Consider the following 16,189-nt stretch of genomic DNA (forward strand, 5'->3'; position numbering starts at 1 on the left):
GTCGGTCGGCCTCTACAATCGATTAAGCGAAAGCGATGCCAAAAAGACTGGTTTCTTAGGACACACTTGCTATCCTTGAGACCGACCGAAAACCACGATTACCTGGAAATGCCAGCGACGGGCGGAACGCTGGACAGGGGTGAAGGCCTTCTACGTCGCCGCCTTCTCATGGTCGTTCCCCGATTGTGGGCCGACCTATTCAGCCTTTGCCGAAGGGCCAGACGGAGGTTTTTCAGGCAGATGCCGAAGATGCGCCGGCCAAGCCGCTGCCCGTGCTCTATCCTGAAGACCTGGAGGAAAATTGAGCTCCGTCGAAAATGCCGGCGCGATCGTCAAGCCGATCTTTTCGTTTCCCGGCGGGCAGGCAGGCGGTTCCATTTCGTCGATCCTGCCGGCATGAAATGGCGGTCTGGGGCGAATAAGCGCAAGCCTGGCGCCGAGCGATGATTGTAACACCGGCATTTGAGACCCGGCTAAGACCCGGCAGACCAAAAACGAGCAGTTGTTATCTTCGCCGTTGAGCTTTCCCTCGGCGCGTCCTATAAGCCCGCGCACAGCGGAAAACTCCGGCTATTGGGGCGTCGCCAAGTGGTAAGGCATCGGTTTTTGGTACCGACATTCCCAGGTTCGAATCCTGGCGCCCCAGCCAATCGCAATAGGGTCCGTTCCGGACACATGGGTAACAGTTTGTACCTTGCACTGCACTATAGTGCACCCCTGAACTGAGACACAAAAAGGGTAACAGTCCTCCGCAAGGAGGACTGATGAGGAAAGAGGATTCGGGGCGATGGTTCAGGCTGCCTAAAGGTTCTCCGCTCGTAAGGCGCAACGTGAATTTCGCGCCGTCTTGTGGCGGCTCACGGCATGTTCAGTTGATTTTCGTGACACCGGATGCGATCGTACCGGGCAATGCCCGCCTTTCCTCGATATGACATTGAGTTGCGCCCTCGCTTTGCCTGTCGCGCTCAGCTCGCAAAAGACCGATGTTCCGCAGAATGAAATTGCGCTCAGTCACCGAGAGAATAGCTTTTTTTGTCACGCTGCTTGCCGTTTTTGTGCTTGCCCTTCTGCCCGTCCCCCGTCTTAAGGAATTCGGACTCGATGTAGGCTTCCACTCCGACAAGCTGAATCACAGTATCGGGTTCGCGGTGCTGATGTTTGTTGGAAGTCTCGGTTGGCCAGGCCGCAAAGCGACCTTGATAGTTTTCCTCGGTTTGGTTGGCATCGCGATCGAACTCATTCAGGGTACACCAGTGATAAGACGCGACCTTGATGGGCTTGATTGGATCGCCGACTGCGTCGGCATTGCATGCGGTCTGATAATCGTGAGCGGCGCCAGTTCACTTGTTAGATCGACGCCTTAAGCACCGGCTCCGGAGCGCGTATTTCAACCGCCCCAACAGCTGGTATTTTCCGTACGGTCACCTCTGCCGGGGGAGCGCATTAGAATTGCCGGTGGACCCGTGACAAACAATTTAGGCTGAATCGAGGAAGTGCATTGCGTTCGTCCTTTTTGCCACGATCATAATCCGAAGAGGCGGATGGGCACGCAAACCTGGCTAATCACGGACTTTCATTGATATTGGCCTGATTGCCTCTCTGGACGATCTCGATCGAAACACGTAGTTTGCGCCGCGCAATTAGGCTCGCCACCGTCTGAGCAGGGATCGGTTCATTGATATTAGTCCTTTGGGCCGCCGTATTGGGCACCATCGCCGCTTGCCTTGCCAGCTTCCCGAAGGTCTCCGTGCCGTGGATCGGGATTGCCGGACTGTTCTCGTACAGCATTCCGGCTCTCTTTGGGCTCACCAGCCCGATTGTTGCGCCTGGGATGGTTGGTTACTTCGCTCCGACTTCTGCCTATGCCACATTTGTCATGGCTATCGTTTGGATGGCTTTTGGAACTTCGATCATAATTGCCGATGCTCTTCATGCCATTGAACGCGAGGCAGCCCTGGTGCTTCCGCATCCTCGCTATGTCTCGCGATTTCTCACTCTTACCTTCTTGCTAAGCGCGGGAATTTTCGCGTCGTTTGTCATCAGGTATGGCGCAGGATGGTTCCTGCAGACCCGCTCCGATGTCGGTTCGTCCCTAGGCATTGACTGGCTGATCTGGAAATGGAGCAATGCCTTGGGTCTCCTTGTCGCAGCCTATTTTTTTAGTTGGTCTCGATTGTGCAAAATCTACACTGTCTTTTTCGTGGCGATGGTTCTGACCAACATTGTGGCTGGTGATCGAACCACGCCAGTTATCGCCATGGTCGGTGTCATTGTCTCTTTGAGCTGGGGAATGCCTATCAGTCGGGCCGTCTTCTCCCCCAAGGCTTGGCTCGGCGGTGGCGTTGTGCTCGCTATCATCTTCCTGGCCAAGCCGTTTTACGTGGCGTTGAAAACGGGAGAGTCGTTTAGCCAGGTCTTCGGCAGCATGTCGACGATGTCGTTTCAATCGGGTTGGGAAGCTTTCGCGACACATGAGCTGCTAGAGCGCGTTCTGGCGCTGGGTGTTTCCTATTCCCCATGGGCTACCCTGCGGGATTGCCTGGCGCAACTTCTGGTGATGCCGTCAGCGTTCGGTTTCAACAGCACCGGCTATAACGAGTTGATACAGACCCAGGTCATCAGTTACGCAACTTATGGACTGGCATCGAACTTTTGGGCACATTGGTGGTCGATGTTCGGCCTGCTCGGGGTAGCAGCTGGTGGGTTGCTCTACGGTTTCTCGCTGGTCTTGTTAAACAACAGGATTCTTCGCAGCCAAGGAATGGGGAGCTTCCTGCTTATAATGCTGGCTGCCACCCTCGGTGTCTATGCGCACCGGAACAGTCCGGAAAATATCCTGGCGCTGATGAGGCCTATCGTCCTCGCATACGCGGCTGTGTGGGTCTCAATGTACTTCATCCCCTTGCACGCAGCCTATCGGGGCAAAATGCCGGTCATGCCGTTGGCCGGACGAATGCCGCGCAACGCGTGAGCTGAACGAGGTCATCGCGGGTGGTGCAAATGATTTTCGTGGCGGCCGGCGCCTCAGCGCCAGTATGCGTCATACTCTTATCAACTGGTGAGGGCTCGTGACAAAAAGCGAGCATGTCGGTTTTCCAACCCCGCTTCGCTCCCGCGGTTCGCGCCGCTTGTTAGCTGGGTCCGTCGTCGCCAAATGCTGGCGGACGATTCCCCCAAGGTAACCACCTGGGCGCGCGACTCCGGATGGCCGCGCTAAAGCTCGGTCCCGAAAGTCCGCTCGCAAGCACATACTGCCTCCCCAATTTGCGATCTTCACCGAGGGGGTTCACCCTTCGGGCTGATGGCGCGCTTGTCGCCGACTCTGTCTCTTTGAATAACGAGCCATCCTTGCGCCAGAAGCGCCAGACGGCCTTAGCGGGTTAGTCGCCTGACCAGTGTTCGTCCCAAAAATCTTCATCGCCGGTCTGCCGACGTGAACCAAGCGGTCATTTGCTTGGTTGAAATGAACCGAAACGTCATCACGTCTCATCTGGTGCTCCCGGAAGCCTGGAGCGTAATGCGATTCGAAGTACCCTCAGCGGCGGCAATGTAATCGTCTCCCCTCCCGAAAGACTCAATCCATAAGAGATAACGTTGAACCAGGGCGTCGGGCGCTGCAAAGCGCCTTAACGACTCGGGGTCTACCCAGACTGAGGCAAAGATTGCCGTCGGTAAGGGCTCGTGTTCCTTCGATCCAAGCAGAATGACAACGCAACTCCGCAAACCATGCCCGTACGCGGGCCAGATAGTAACTGGTGTGGCGCTTAGCGACGACCTCCTTGGTTGCACCATTTCGGCGGCGTCGATCGTCACGGACGGCCAAGTCTAACCACACTGCGGCGAGAGACGATTCGGCGTGTTAACTGTGTTGGCAAAAACGTGTGTTCAGTTAAGCGCAAGGCCGCCATTCATACTCGCGAAACGCGCTAGGCGCCTTTCGAACGGCGTGATTGGCGGTCCAGAAAACAGTTACCACTGTCTGCCGATCACCATCCAAGTGGCGCTTGAAATCTAATTTGCCGGTTTGATTAGGCTCTAAAGTTTTCTTGGGCTGGTAGAGCACATGTTGTAAGTAGGATTGGCTCATCCGCGTTTTATGCCCCAAGCGTAAGCTCGTTGATCCGACGCAGCGAGCCGATGAATTTCATACTGCCCTTGATTTTCAATGTGGTCGATGGCTTGGACCACACCATCAAACTGGCCAGGCGTAACATCGTCAAACACGATCATGTCGCCTTCGCGCTGAAGGGCGGAAACGGATTGGTATTCAAGCAAGACATTTCTCTTGGTGTGCTGGGCGTCAATAAACGCGAAATGAACTCTGCTCACCCCCACCTTCGGCAACTGGAAGAGGGAGTCGCCCTGCAGGAATACGATCCGCTCAGCCAATGACTCCCACCTTTGAAGTAGCTCCGCCCGGGACTTCTTGCCGTCGTGATCATCAACGCAATTCCAGAAAAAGCGCCTGTGATGCGGCAAGACGTCAAGCGTAATCAAATGCCCGTTCGCGCCTGCATCTTCCATCGCCTTTGCCATACAGATCGAGGAGAACCCTCTAGCCGTTCCTGTCTCCAATACGGTCGTAAAGGCGCGTGGGTTAGCGGCAAGATATTTGCGCAGAAGACTATAGAGCACGCGCCCATGCGGGTACGCCAGTGCGCTCTTTTTGATTGTAATTTGAGTGTGGAGCGCAAGAGCATCGAGCCATTCCCTATCGACGGCATAGCCCGTATCGGCCTCGAGACGGTCGATCTGCGGGAACTCGACGCGACGAGCCTCTTCGAAGAGTTTCAAATACTCTTCTTTCGGCGCTCGAATAGCTGCGCCCAACGGATCGGAGTTCCATCGATGGTCGATGGCTGTGCCCAAGCGAGAGAACGCAAGCCGCTGCGCCGCCCCAATATAATTTCTCATACAACAATGACTCCCCGAATCGAAAGTTTCTATAACGCCATGGAGCTTCTAGCAAGCTCGCCCTGCTTCAATCGAGTGTCCTAATGCTGAACACCCTGTCAGCACTTCAGGGTGGAAGACGCTCTGGATCGCATTTCCGCGAAATTTGATGAACTGCACCGTTGGCGGATCACATTCCCCGCCCTAGCCGGGGAGCGTTTCCTGGATCGTCTACACTCTGTGCTGCTCGACTAGAACAATACTCTCAACCTGGCCAGGACGGGCATCAAAGGCCAAAAAAAGGCCTTCCTTCTGTTCCAACGCGGGGCGAGCGTTGGATGCAGTCATCGGGTTCGGGCAATGCATCCACAGTAACGATCAGTCTGATCGGAAGACGGCGACTGGGCGGTGGTGCGCCGCAATGACGTCGGCATCTTCGACATGGACGGCAACAAGGTCGACCGCAGGCGCCAGCAGTCGCTCAGCACCAGCTTCATGGTCGACAAGGGCAACCGGCGCCATTTCATGGAAAAGGAAATCCATGAGCAGCCGGAAGTGATCTCGCACACGCTGGCGCATTATGTCGATTTCGTCGGCGGCGTGTCGAAGCCGCTCGACCTGCCGTTCGATTTCGCCAAGATCGACCGGCTGGCGATTTCCGCCTGCGGCACCGCTTATCTGGCCGGCCTGATCAGCAAATACTGGTTCGAGCGCTATGCGCGGCTGCCGGTCGACATCGATGTCGCCTCGGAGTTCCGCTACCGCGAGATGCCGCTGTCGAAGACCGACGCCGCCTTCTTCATCTCGCAATCGGGCGAGACCGCGGACACGTCTTCACCGTGGCGTGTGCGGCGCCCTTGCTGTCGGTGATCAGGATGATCTTGCCGCCGCGTGCCGCGACCTCCTGCATGTTCGACCGGTTTTTTCGAAGATGCGGTCATGCGGGGCGATGACGATGATAGGCATGTTCTCGTCGATCAGCGCGATCGGGCCGTGTTTCAACTCGCTTCATGGGTACGGATGTCGACCAGCCGCGCAATCTGCGAAATCGGTAACGGTGGAGTAAGTTTCTGGTCGCGGGTGTTCGTCGCCAACGAGATAGAAACGGAGATCAGCCAGAAGCTCGATCAGGAAGGCGATCCGCTGATCGCGGTCTCCATACGATGCACGTTCGACCAACGACGGGCTTACTGATGTGTGTGCCGAATCGTGCTGCTCGACACGCGTCGCCCGATTTCCCGTGGGCCGGTGTGGATGATTTGGTTGTGCTCTGGCACCTGCCCAGTGTTTGTCCACAACAAATTGGTGTCGCCGGCAGAGAACATGGTCCGGCTAACACCTTAGCTTAACGTCGGCTCGATTGGCCGGCACGAAAATGCATCTTATGGGGAGAACCAGCTTGCCTCGCCATGGCTCCACGTTCTATTTTATATCTTTAGACACCCTGATGTAAACCACAATATTTTTCCCGAACAATCACTTGGTATTGATACTACAAAAGCCTCTCCATTGAACGGTATCCAGCGCCGTAATGGCTATTAAATTATGAATTTATTTAACAATATAACTTCTTAGTTTAAATTTGTATAAAAAACTGAATCAGATCGATAAAAAATCGATCCTAAGAACGATGATTACCAATATTTACTATGAACAATCCTGTAATAGATTGCAATCTATCACCACTCACCGAATATTCTAAGTATAATTTTCGCGACATTGCGACAATTCCGCCCACGATCAACCATTCTATCAGGACGTGCAGGTATGTGATTTGGCGCTAATATACACCCTCTAGTAGGCAGACATCCGCGGGGCGCTATCGAATCAAATGAGGGATTATGGATGGCGACTCTCCATTACACGTCGGGCGGATCCGGCACGGACATTGCAAAGGCCGGATTCAATCTGGCTAGCGTGCAATATGTTGAGCAGGTCAACGAACTGCCCGAAGGCATGAAAGGCTTGGTCTACCTCGACCAAGCCAACGGAGTAACCCAATCCTTTATCGACAAGGTTACTCCTTTCCTCGGCAATCCGAACGTATTTGGGTTCTTCCTGGTTGACGAGCCGGATCCCACCGGCCAATGGGGCACTTACGCCTCCGCCGCAAATCTGAAGGCAGAATCCGACTGGATTCATGAGCATTTTCCAGGCGCCAAGACCTACATCACAATGATGAGCTTGGGGACGTCGGCAAATCCGGATTTTAGGGGGACGTACAATCCCGCCAATACGGGTATCGATTACTACGGCGTGGATGTCTATCCTGTCCGCACGGATGGCGCGGTCGACTACAACATGATCGACAAATTCGTCGCCGCCGCTCAGGCATCGGGCATCCCGACGAGCCAGATCGTTCCAGGCTACCAGGCGTTTGGAGGCGGCGAGTATAACACCGACATGGGTGGCAAATATGTCGTGCCCACCGCCGCCCAGATGGAAACCATGATGGAGCACTGGGCCAAGCTGGTTCCGTCACCCGCCTTCGACTATGCATACGCCTGGGGTTCGCAGCGAGGCGACACCGCGCTTGAGAGCTCCCCGGAACTGCAGGCCGTTTTCCGGCAACACAACCTCGCAACGACTACGACTCCCCCTCCTTCCGACACGAGCGGTACCACGCTTTATGGCACCAGCGGCGACGATGTGTTCCACGGGGCCGGCGGCCACACGATGATCGGCTATAGCGGCAATGACACCTATTATGTCGATGATGTCCGCGATAAGGAGATTGAGGCGGCGGGCGGCGGTACCGACAAGGTGCTCGCTTCGCTCAGCCATGCCCTTTCGGCCGGGTCGGAGATCGAACTCCTCGCCACCAACAACCCGTCCGGCACGACGGCAATCAATCTCAATGGCAACGAGTTCGCTCAGACCATCCAGGGCAACGCCGGTGCCAATGTTATCTACGGCGGCCGTGGCGCCGACATGATGGTCGGCTATGGCGGCAACGACACGTACCACGTCGACAATGCTGGCGACAAGGTGGTTGAGGCGGCAGGCGGTGGCGCCGACAGGGTGCTCGCCTCGGCGAGCTATGCCCTTTCGGCCGGCTCAGAGATCGAGACTCTCGCCACCAACAACCCGTCCGGCACGACGGCCATCAACCTCACCGGCAACGGGTTCACTCACACGATCGTGGGCAATGCCGGCATAAATATCATCACTGGCGGCGGCGGCGCCAACATCATCAATGGCGGTGGCGGCGCCGACAAGATGGTCGGCTATGGTGGCAACGATACCTACTATGTCGACAATGCCGGCGACAGAGTGGTTGAGGCGGTGGGCGGCGGCGCCGACAAGGTATTGACTGCGGTGAGCCATACCCTTTCAGCGGGCTCGGAGATCGAGATTCTCGCCACCACGAGGCTGGCCGCGACGACGGCCATCGATCTCACCGGCAACGAGTTCGCCCAGACCATCCAGGGCAATGCCGGCGTCAACGTCCTCAATGGTGGCGGCGGCGCCGACACGATGGTCGGCTATCTTGGCAATGATACCTACTATGTCGACAATGTCGGCGACAAGGTGGTTGAGGTGGCGGGCGGCGGCACCGACAAGGTGCTCGCCTCGGTAAGCCATGCTCTTTCAGCAGGCTCGCAGATCGAGCTTCTCGCCACCAGCACCCCGACTGGCACGACGGCGATCAATCTCACCGGCAACGCGTTCGCTCAGACCATTCAGGGCAATGCCGGCGCCAATGTCATCAATGGCCTCGGCGGCGCCGACATCTTGACCGGTAATGGTGGCAATGATGCTTTCGTATTCAACAACGCTCTTGGAGCTGGGAATATCGACAGGGTCACCGACTTCAGCACGCTCCAGGACAAGATCCACCTCGACGACGCGGTTTTTGCCGGGCTTAAGTTGGGCAGCCTTTCATCCGATGCTTTCTTTGCCGGCACTGGCGCGCATGACAGCTCCGACCATATCATCTACAACAGCTCAACCGGGGCGCTCTCTTTCGACAGCGACGGGATCGGTGGCGCAGCTCAAATACAGTTCGCCACTCTCTCTCCAGGTCTGTCGCTTGCAGCAGGTTCGTTCCTTGTGATCTGAACGAGCCGGAACGGCGGACCTTCAACTCGAGTCGCGTCCGCCGCTCTATCTTCGTTCAACCACCAGATGTTCCAAGCGAAGTAACCAGTCCAGGTGGCGCTCTCCTCCTGGGGCTAGCGCGACGTACCCTTCATAAGGTTCGCCCGAAAAGTGGAATGGTATCGTCCTTGTCCTCGTGATCCTGTTTAAAAGAAGCCTGGATGGTTTCATCCAATGTCAATACCGAGATTTGGGGATAGCCCGCCAGCGTCAAAAGCGCTCAAATGTCTGCGTTTTGTCGCCAACTTGACTTTGAGCAGAGATGCGGAGTCCATCCAACTCGCGACCCTCAAATATGCACTTGTGGTCGCGGAGGAGGGCAGCTTTCTGCGCGCCTCGCGACGCGCAGGGATCGATCACTCCGCGCTCAGCCGGCGCATACGCGATCTCGAATACGCGATGGGAACGAGGATATTTCATCGCCATGCGCGCGGCGTTGGCCCAACCCCGGCTGGCGAGCGTTTCCTCGATCGTCTGCGCTCCGTGCTGCTCGAACTGGACAATACTCTCACGCTGGCCAGGACCGGCATTAAAGATGAACAACAAAGGCTTTCCATCGGCTCCAACGGGATGGTCCTCGCCGGGCGAGCGCTGGATGCGGTCATCGAGTTCGGGCAATGTCATCCAAATGTGACTGTCAGCTTGATAGAGGGATCTCACCCTGAGCCCAGGGCTGCTCTGGGCGGCACCGAGGTCGACGTCACCGTCACTTCCTCCTCCCGATCCACTGGCGGCGCATTCGAACTGAAATTGTGGAAGGATACCCTAGCCGTCGTTCTCGCTTCCAGTCACCCACTCGCAAGCCGTCCCGTGATCGAGTGGTCGGAGCTAGGCCAGGAGACGCTGCTCGTGCGCAGGGGCGAAGCATTTCTGCTCGCCGACGCTGTTGGAAATGGCGTGCAGCTTCCCGCAATCGTCGAACATCACGTCAGTGCGGGCATCCTTCTGCGCCTTGTCGGAAACGGCCTTGGAGTCGCTCTGATCCACGATGGAGACGCCAAAAGTGTTCCTGACGGCGCCGTCTGCCGCAAGCTGCGGATCGGGGGCAAGCCGGTCCAAATCTCCAGCTTTGCCCGTTGGCGCCCGGACAATGCCAATCCTGCCCTGACGGTCTTCATCGCATTCCTGCGCGATAGGTATTCCGCCTGACAGCCGTCCGACCAAAATGACCAATAGTCATGCCGCCTTCAGGGTTCGTCGGGCTCTGGCAAAGGCTCTGTCCGTCGTCATGAACCGGGTCAGCATCGGCGCCATCCGCTTGCCGGATCGGCGACTATCTGTCCGGTCTCGCGGCCGAGCAATTCAGCATGGGCGACGAGATCGCGATGAACGGCGCCGGGCAGTTAGACCGTGATCTTGACCGGACGGTCATCGGGAATGGCGGAGAGTTTCAGCTTGGTCATGACGGATCCTTCGGCGCCGCACCCGGTCAGCACCCAAGCCTTCGGCGATGCGCACCAGATCGCAGAGCGCTGAGCGGATTTGCGGCCAAGGAAACTCGGAGCATTCCTCCCAGGCTTCGCCCTCGCCCAACACGGCATCGAGCTTGCCCGCCACACCGGCGAGAGTCGTCGCGGGGGTGATTGAGAAGGCTTCCAGAAGATCCTTCGTCCGCTCGCCAGCTTCGCGTTCGGCTCTGAGGGCAGCAATGTAACCGGTCTTCTCGGCAGCCGCATCCCAGCGTGCCTTGTGCGCAGCAAACTCAGTTTCGGCCTTCTCTCGGAGAGCGGCGGTATCCGGCCCGTTGCCGAGCACCTGATCGAGCGCCTCGATCGAGTAGACTGTCAGTTCCTCGCCATCAGGCAGGCGGACGTCCACACAAGGAAAGCCGACACATTCGACAAGCCTGGTCTCCAGGCGCTGCTGCCTGCGGCAAAGCCGATTGGTCAACTTGTGGGCTGTCTGCCATTCCCGCCGAAGCGCCAGCGCTGGGTCGCGGGACATATTCGTCCTTCCGACGTCGCCTGCGGACGCGTTACCTTCAAGCGTCCACGCGGTAGTAGCCACCACTGTTCCCGCGAGCACTCGCCTGCGGGTGACGTAAGGCAGAGTCGTGGTATTGTCGGAATCAGCCATGATCCGAGCTCCAATCAGCTTGGGTTGTGGTCAGGCTGACTGGAGTGTTGGCGCACTCTGGCCAGCCGCCGCACGTGCGATGCAAGTGCGGTGCACGTGCATATCTATGCGCCTTTTGAAACTGAATATCAAGCCGCAGAGCGAAAATGACAAAAAAGCCGTTCACCACCCGCCTTGATCCGCCGGTGCTGGCCTTGGCGCAGCAGCTTGCAGAAGCGGAGCGGCGTTCTATCACCTCGGTGATAGAACTCGCATTGATCGAGTACGCGGAACGGCGCGGAATCAAGACAGGCGCGAAGGAAAGGGAATAGTCAGAGCGAGCTAGCGGACGCCGACAAGGTACCGAGTTGGCGAGCACGCATGCGATCACATGGAGCAGAAATCGGCCTACGGCCCGGCTGGCCGACGGGTGGGTGACTGGCACGTTCCGGTCCCTGCCCGCGCTCGACCACCAAAGGATAGGCCAACCAAATGCTGGCCGTCATATCGTAGACGGCAGGCGCACTCTTCTTACACTCTCATCGAAAACAGGACCGATAAGATTCGTTACGGTCGATCTTGCTGATGCGGAACGGCTCGCTGCGAACGAGTTCGGCAGCTCTGGCCGACATAGGCAGCACCCCAGCCGCGGATTCTCGGCCTTTACTCCGCCGCTCCGCGCTCAGCGCGATTGTTCAACCCGATGAGGTTTTTTGCCCGGACCAGGCAATCGGGCTGCTCGTTGCGATAACGGGGTCAGATTTCCATGATGAGGACGGTCCCCGGCAAGAAGGCCAGCTCACTGAAGATGTCATCCCATTCCATATCGCCCCAGCCGAGAGGCATGTGCAGGTCGCCTATACCCAGCGCTGCATCCTCCTGCGGGAGGTAGGTTCTGTGGAGGCCCTGCGGGCGCCCGAAGGAGTCATGGACATGCAGGTGCCCTGCCACCGGCGCCATGGCCCGCAGTTGCTCGCGGAAGTTCAGGCCACGATGAGTGGATTCAATATAAGCATGGCTGAAATCGATGAGCGTCCACCAGGTTGGGATGGCCGACCGCCTTCACCGTCTGCGCCACCTGAATTGAAGCCTGCTGCGATGATGTTGCTCATATGCATCTCCGAGGACGGCCCGTAGGAGTTTCGGGGGGAATTCCGGGCCGGTCCGGATCGCCCCAGGTGAGATGGCGTCTGCGTGTCATCGCTGCTGTCAGTCGGCGTACATCAACTCATAATGGGCCGCAACAACTTCGAGAACCATAAAGCGGACTGCTGGGGCCGGAGGAAGCTGTTGTATTTCCGCACTGGTGCGATCCGATACTTAACATATTATGTCACTTTCAATTGGGGGCGGGTGGCAGATGAGAGAAGAGAACGACGTTCAGAAGTTGGTGCGCACTCTGCGTGCTCGAGCACCTGACGACGCGGCTGAATTGCTTGCCCGAGAGTCTCCCGAGTTCATCCGGGACACACTAAAATTGTTGCCGCATGGGCACGCCCGCAAGGTGGCGGAGCATTTGCCACCGCATATGAGGCCTGTCGAGCCTCATAGCGATGGCAAGGATTTCGTGATCCCCGATTCGCTCGTCGAACTGATGGACCCGATACCCGCCAGCGTTCCTGTCGGGACGACGGTAGCCGCCGCAGTGGAGGCCGTCAGACGCGCCCCGGTGCCGACCGAGCTCACCTACCTCTACGTCGCGGACGTGGGCGATAAACTGGTTGGCCTTGTGGTCCTGCGCGATCTGATGCTGAGCGAACCGGACGCGACGGTGGATCAGATCATGCTGCCAAAGCCGTTCGCCCTTAACGTCGGTCTGTCTTTGAGCGACGCCTGCAAGGCGGCGGTACGCCGTCACTACCCTGTCTATCCCGTGGTGGACGCGGAGAACCGGCTGCTCGGGCAGGTTCGCGGCTGGCGGCTGTTCGAGCAGCAAATCATCGAGATTTCCGCCCAGTCTGGCCAAATGGTGGGTGTCCAGAAGGAGGAGCGTTCTTTTACGCCGCTGTTTTCAGCCTTTTTGAAGCGTCATCCGTGGCTGCAGCTGAACCTGCTGACGGCCTTCATGGCCGCTTTCGTGGTCAGTTCGTTCACAGGCACGATCGAGAAGATCGTCGCCCTGGCGGCATTCCTACCGGTCTTGGCCGGGCAGAGCGGAAACACCGGCTGCCAGGCACTGGCTATGACGCTGCGTGGCCTTGCCCTGGGCGATGTAGACAAACGGCCGAAGCTGCACCTGGTGATGAGGGAGGGCGCGCTCGGGATCGCCAACGGCGTGCTCGTCGGTCTTGTGGCGGCTGCGGCGATGTGGTTCTACGCCTCGCGGCAACCGGAGTCGGCGGCCCAGGCGCCCATGCTGGCACTTGTGATCCTGCTCGCCATGTCCGGATCGTGCCTCATGTCCGGAATCTCCGGCGTGCTGATCCCGCTGGGCCTGCGCCGGGTCGGCGCCGATCCGGCGGTCGCTTCGGCGATCTTCCTCACCACCGTGACCGATATCGTAGGCATGGGTCTGATGCTGGGGCTGGCCACCATGCTCGTTCTGTAGCAAGGCGCGTCCGGTGACGCGTCCCTGGGGAGATGGGGTCCTATAAGCTGACCTCGTCGGCGGTCAACGAAATTGCGAAGGCCAGGCCGCAATCGCGCACACGTCGTGAGAAGCACCTTCCGGCAGCTCTCCGACCCCTTGCGCAACGCGACGGAAGACCTTTGGATGTGGGTGACCTTGAAACCTCATTCGGTGACCAGATACGCGCAGAATCGCGCAAACAATATTAATCTTGTCGGCTGTGCGATCCGCCATTGATGATGATTTGAGTTAGTTGCCGCTGGTGCCGAATACTTCAATTGTTACAGCAACGCTGAGAAGATATTTTGACAACCAGCGCAGCCGAAATACGAATAAACCCGATGGTTTGTTGCGCAGCTGCAACAGCTGCTGAGAGTCGCATGGTCTGGTGACCGTTCAGTCGCCTTTTTCTTGTAGTCGTGCTAAGTCCTTCGCACTAGTCGGGTTTGGGGTGGGTTCTCGGCATGCAATTCTCGTTTCGAACGATCGTCGGCTGCGCCGCAGCGCTGCTTTGTACCGGCGTATTGCCGGCCGGCGCGCAGGGTCTTTTTTCGGCCTATGACGATGCTTTTTCAGCCCGCATCGCCAGTCCGGCCGATAACGGAACGCTTGCCCAGTTCGTCACGGTTGCCGTCAACGCCGGGCAGTACGATCAGGCGATCTCGTCAATCGAGCAGTATCTGATCAAATATCCCCGCGATGCGCGCGCCCGGCTGGCGGCCAGCCGGTTGTACTATCATGTCGGCTCCTATGAATTGGCCCGGCGGCAGGTGCAGTACGGCATCGAAGTCGGCGGCCTGACCGCAAGTGAGCAGCAGGAAGCCGTTCGCCTGCTCGCCCGCATCGAGCGCGCGTTGCGTGGCGTCACCTGGGAACTCGCCCTGACCGGCGGCGTGTTCAGCGCATTTACCGATTTTGAGCCGGGCGGGGCACAGGACGACGACAGCTTCGTCTCGCCCTATGGGCGGGCGGAAGGCTTTGTCCGGTGGGACCTCGGCACGCCAAGTGCCGACGCTCTCGTCCTTTCGGGGTCCTTGACGGCGACACAGCGCTTTTTCACGCCAGACCTGTCGGTTCCGGGTGGCAAGGAGACCTTCATCCATGGCAACGCCGCGATCACCTGGGACAAGGGATTACCCAACAGTGGGATCGATTCGCTGCGCCTGCTGCTTTCCGCCTTCACAGTTACGGATCGCTTCGACCGCGATATCCAGGAAACCGGCATCGGCGTCAGTGGGCGCTTTCTTGTGCGCCCGACGGTCGAGACGACGCTCTTCGCCGGTGGCGGCTACATCGATCTAGGCGCCTCGCAAGGCATTTTCGCCGATAGCAGGGTTTTCTATGAGGCAGGCGGCAGCTACCGCTTCCGCAATGGCCAGGCGCTCGGACTGCGCTTTGTCGGCTCGAATGACTTCGCCTCCGGATCTGGCGAAATCGGCCGCAGCTACATGGGCGAGGTCCGCTATGGCGGCATGTTGATGAACGTACCGGATCTTTTCGCATGGTCGCACCAGATCGCCTTTTCGGCCGGCCACAGCAACGCTCCCGATCTGTCCGTCGGCATCGGCACAAATATCAAGAGCGACTTCTGGCGCATTGCCTCGGAAAGCGATTTTCAGCTGACGGAGGCGCAGAAGATCAGCGTCGATCTCGCCTATCGCGAAACCAACTTCGACATCGCCAGCCGCGACCGAAAATCGTTCGAAATGCTCATGAGCTACACGTTGACGCTCAATTGAAAGAGGCCGCGATGAGGACCCCGTACCGTCAGATCGCCATTTTTGTCGCCTGCCTTGCCTTCGCGGCACCATCCGCCGCTGAGACGGTCGGGTCGATGACGGCCTACCAGACCAACATCGTCCGCAACAACGGCGGGACTATGAACGTCGGCGCGGGCGTCGAACTCGGCGACCAGCTGCGCAGCAATCCCACTGGTCTTGGAATGCTGGTGTTCCGGGACGAATCGAGCGCCAAGATTGGTCCGAACACCAGCCTGACGATCGATGAATTCGTCTACAATCCGGGCTCCGGATCGGGAAAGATCGACATCGGGATGAACAGCGGCCTGGCCCGGTTCTATGGCGGCCAGGTTTCAAAAGGCGGCGTCATGCAGGTTGCGACGCCGCATATGGTGCTCGGAGCCAGAGGCGGCATCATCGAAGTGCTGGTGGCAGCCGGCCAGACCGTCGGCATTCTGCGCGCCGGCCGCATGACCTGCACGATCAATGGGAAACGGCTGGTCATCACAAACCCGGGCTACGCCTGCACATCGGAAGATGGCAAGCTGCTGACCGGCTACGGCGGAATCGACACCTTCCCGATATTGGACAGCATCGACCGGATAGCCGGCACCGGCCTGCCAGGCGCACCGGGTCCGGGATTGGACGTAAGCGCGATTTGTGCGTCGGCACTCGGCGGCTCGCTCAAAGTCTGCGACTCCACCGACGGCGCATTGCCAGGAGTGGTCATGGAGTTCCCCGACAGCCCAACGCCCCCTGTGGGCGGCGGCGTGGAGGATTATGGCGAGGGCGATGGCGAGGGCGACGGCTGCTCCTACTACTGCAATTAGGC

The 16,189-nt window shown here is 58.3% G+C and carries 10 protein-coding genes, 1 tRNA gene and 5 pseudogenes; 12 read left to right on the forward strand and 4 right to left on the reverse strand.

The features are described 5' to 3' along the window. The first annotated feature begins 108 nt into the window (after positions 1-108). The 4 genes and pseudogenes from NKI22_RS20615 (at position 109) to NKI22_RS20630 (ending at position 2,971) form a co-directional block, all read left to right on the forward strand. Positions 109-422: pseudogene (locus tag NKI22_RS20615) on the forward strand (VOC family protein). A gap of 152 nt (positions 423-574) precedes the next feature. Beyond that, positions 575-649, forward strand: a tRNA-Gln gene (locus NKI22_RS20620). A gap of 334 nt (positions 650-983) precedes the next feature. After that, a complete protein-coding gene (locus NKI22_RS20625) occupies positions 984-1,364 on the forward strand; it encodes a VanZ family protein (protein WP_352915524.1) in 381 nt (126 codons plus the stop codon). Between the two features lie 338 nt (positions 1,365-1,702). Then, on the forward strand, positions 1,703-2,971 hold the full coding sequence (locus NKI22_RS20630) for a hypothetical protein (RefSeq protein ID WP_352915527.1): 1,269 nt from the start codon (positions 1,703-1,705) through the stop codon (positions 2,969-2,971). A gap of 1,112 nt (positions 2,972-4,083) precedes the next feature. On the opposite strand, the gene NKI22_RS20635 is transcribed toward NKI22_RS20630, so the two are convergent. Beyond that, positions 4,084-4,914: an O-methyltransferase gene (locus tag NKI22_RS20635; protein WP_352915530.1), complete on the reverse strand. Its 831-nt coding sequence runs from the start codon at positions 4,912-4,914 to the stop codon at positions 4,084-4,086. A gap of 372 nt (positions 4,915-5,286) precedes the next feature. Between NKI22_RS20635 and NKI22_RS20640 the strand changes: the two are divergent. The 4 genes and pseudogenes from NKI22_RS20640 to NKI22_RS20660 all read left to right on the forward strand — a co-directional run. Continuing rightward, a pseudogene (locus tag NKI22_RS20640) lies at positions 5,287-5,739 on the forward strand (SIS domain-containing protein); the annotation flags it as partial. A 225-nt stretch (positions 5,740-5,964) separates the two neighbouring features. Then, positions 5,965-6,095, forward strand: a pseudogene (locus NKI22_RS31495) (DUF502 domain-containing protein); the annotation flags it as partial. A 643-nt stretch (positions 6,096-6,738) separates the two neighbouring features. Further along, complete coding sequence (locus NKI22_RS20655) at positions 6,739-8,955, forward strand: calcium-binding protein (protein ID WP_352915533.1); 2,217 nt, start codon at positions 6,739-6,741, stop codon at positions 8,953-8,955. Between the two features lie 213 nt (positions 8,956-9,168). Beyond that, complete coding sequence (locus tag NKI22_RS20660; RefSeq protein ID WP_352958783.1) at positions 9,169-10,143, forward strand: LysR family transcriptional regulator; 975 nt, start codon at positions 9,169-9,171, stop codon at positions 10,141-10,143. Between the two features lie 27 nt (positions 10,144-10,170). On the opposite strand, the pseudogene NKI22_RS20665 reads toward NKI22_RS20660, so the two are convergent. Then, positions 10,171-10,337, reverse strand: a pseudogene (locus NKI22_RS20665) (DUF2274 domain-containing protein). A gap of 25 nt (positions 10,338-10,362) precedes the next feature. Continuing rightward, positions 10,363-11,070, reverse strand: a complete 708-nt coding sequence (locus tag NKI22_RS20670) for a hypothetical protein (RefSeq protein ID WP_352915538.1) — start codon at positions 11,068-11,070, stop codon at positions 10,363-10,365. A gap of 146 nt (positions 11,071-11,216) precedes the next feature. Here NKI22_RS20670 and NKI22_RS20675 point away from each other — a divergent pair, with 146 nt between their 5' ends. After that, complete coding sequence (locus NKI22_RS20675) at positions 11,217-11,381, forward strand: hypothetical protein (protein ID WP_352915540.1); 165 nt, start codon at positions 11,217-11,219, stop codon at positions 11,379-11,381. 331 nt (positions 11,382-11,712) lie between these two features. On the opposite strand, the pseudogene NKI22_RS20680 reads toward NKI22_RS20675, so the two are convergent. Then, a pseudogene (locus tag NKI22_RS20680) lies at positions 11,713-12,145 on the reverse strand (sugar phosphate isomerase/epimerase family protein); the annotation flags it as partial. Positions 12,146-12,409: 264 nt separating this feature from the next. Between NKI22_RS20680 and NKI22_RS20685 the strand changes: the two are divergent. The 3 genes from NKI22_RS20685 to NKI22_RS20695 all read left to right on the forward strand — a co-directional run bounded on the left by NKI22_RS20685 (position 12,410) and on the right by NKI22_RS20695 (position 16,187). Next, on the forward strand, positions 12,410-13,597 hold the full coding sequence (locus NKI22_RS20685) for a magnesium transporter (RefSeq protein ID WP_352915543.1): 1,188 nt from the start codon (positions 12,410-12,412) through the stop codon (positions 13,595-13,597). Positions 13,598-14,082: 485 nt separating this feature from the next. After that, positions 14,083-15,357, forward strand: coding sequence for a tetratricopeptide repeat protein (locus NKI22_RS20690; protein WP_352958785.1), 1,275 nt, complete (start codon positions 14,083-14,085; stop codon positions 15,355-15,357). Between the two features lie 11 nt (positions 15,358-15,368). Continuing rightward, a complete protein-coding gene (locus NKI22_RS20695; RefSeq protein WP_352915548.1) occupies positions 15,369-16,187 on the forward strand; it encodes a FecR family protein in 819 nt (272 codons plus the stop codon). Positions 16,188-16,189: the final 2 nt, after the last annotated feature.

The sequence above is a fragment of the Mesorhizobium sp. M0778 genome, from assembly GCF_040320105.1.
In the GTDB taxonomy this organism is placed as follows: Bacteria; Pseudomonadota; Alphaproteobacteria; order Rhizobiales; family Rhizobiaceae; genus Mesorhizobium.

Bases quoted from the DNA above. Each gene is read 5' to 3' on its own strand.
- NKI22_RS20625 (WP_352915524.1), top strand. From the start codon at position 984: ATGTTCCGCAGAATGAAATTGCGCTCAGTCACCGAGAGAATAGCTTTT.
- NKI22_RS20635 (WP_352915530.1), bottom strand. From the start codon at position 4,914: ATGAGAAATTATATTGGGGCGGCGCAGCGGCTTGCGTTCTCTCGCTTG.
- NKI22_RS20655 (WP_352915533.1), top strand. From the start codon at position 6,739: ATGGCGACTCTCCATTACACGTCGGGCGGATCCGGCACGGACATTGCA.
- NKI22_RS20660 (WP_352958783.1), top strand. From the start codon at position 9,169: ATGTCAATACCGAGATTTGGGGATAGCCCGCCAGCGTCAAAAGCGCTC.
- NKI22_RS20670 (WP_352915538.1), bottom strand. From the start codon at position 11,070: ATGGCTGATTCCGACAATACCACGACTCTGCCTTACGTCACCCGCAGG.
- NKI22_RS20675 (WP_352915540.1), top strand. From the start codon at position 11,217: ATGACAAAAAAGCCGTTCACCACCCGCCTTGATCCGCCGGTGCTGGCC.
- NKI22_RS20685 (WP_352915543.1), top strand. From the start codon at position 12,410: ATGAGAGAAGAGAACGACGTTCAGAAGTTGGTGCGCACTCTGCGTGCT.
- NKI22_RS20690 (WP_352958785.1), top strand. From the start codon at position 14,083: ATGCAATTCTCGTTTCGAACGATCGTCGGCTGCGCCGCAGCGCTGCTT.
- NKI22_RS20695 (WP_352915548.1), top strand. From the start codon at position 15,369: ATGAGGACCCCGTACCGTCAGATCGCCATTTTTGTCGCCTGCCTTGCC.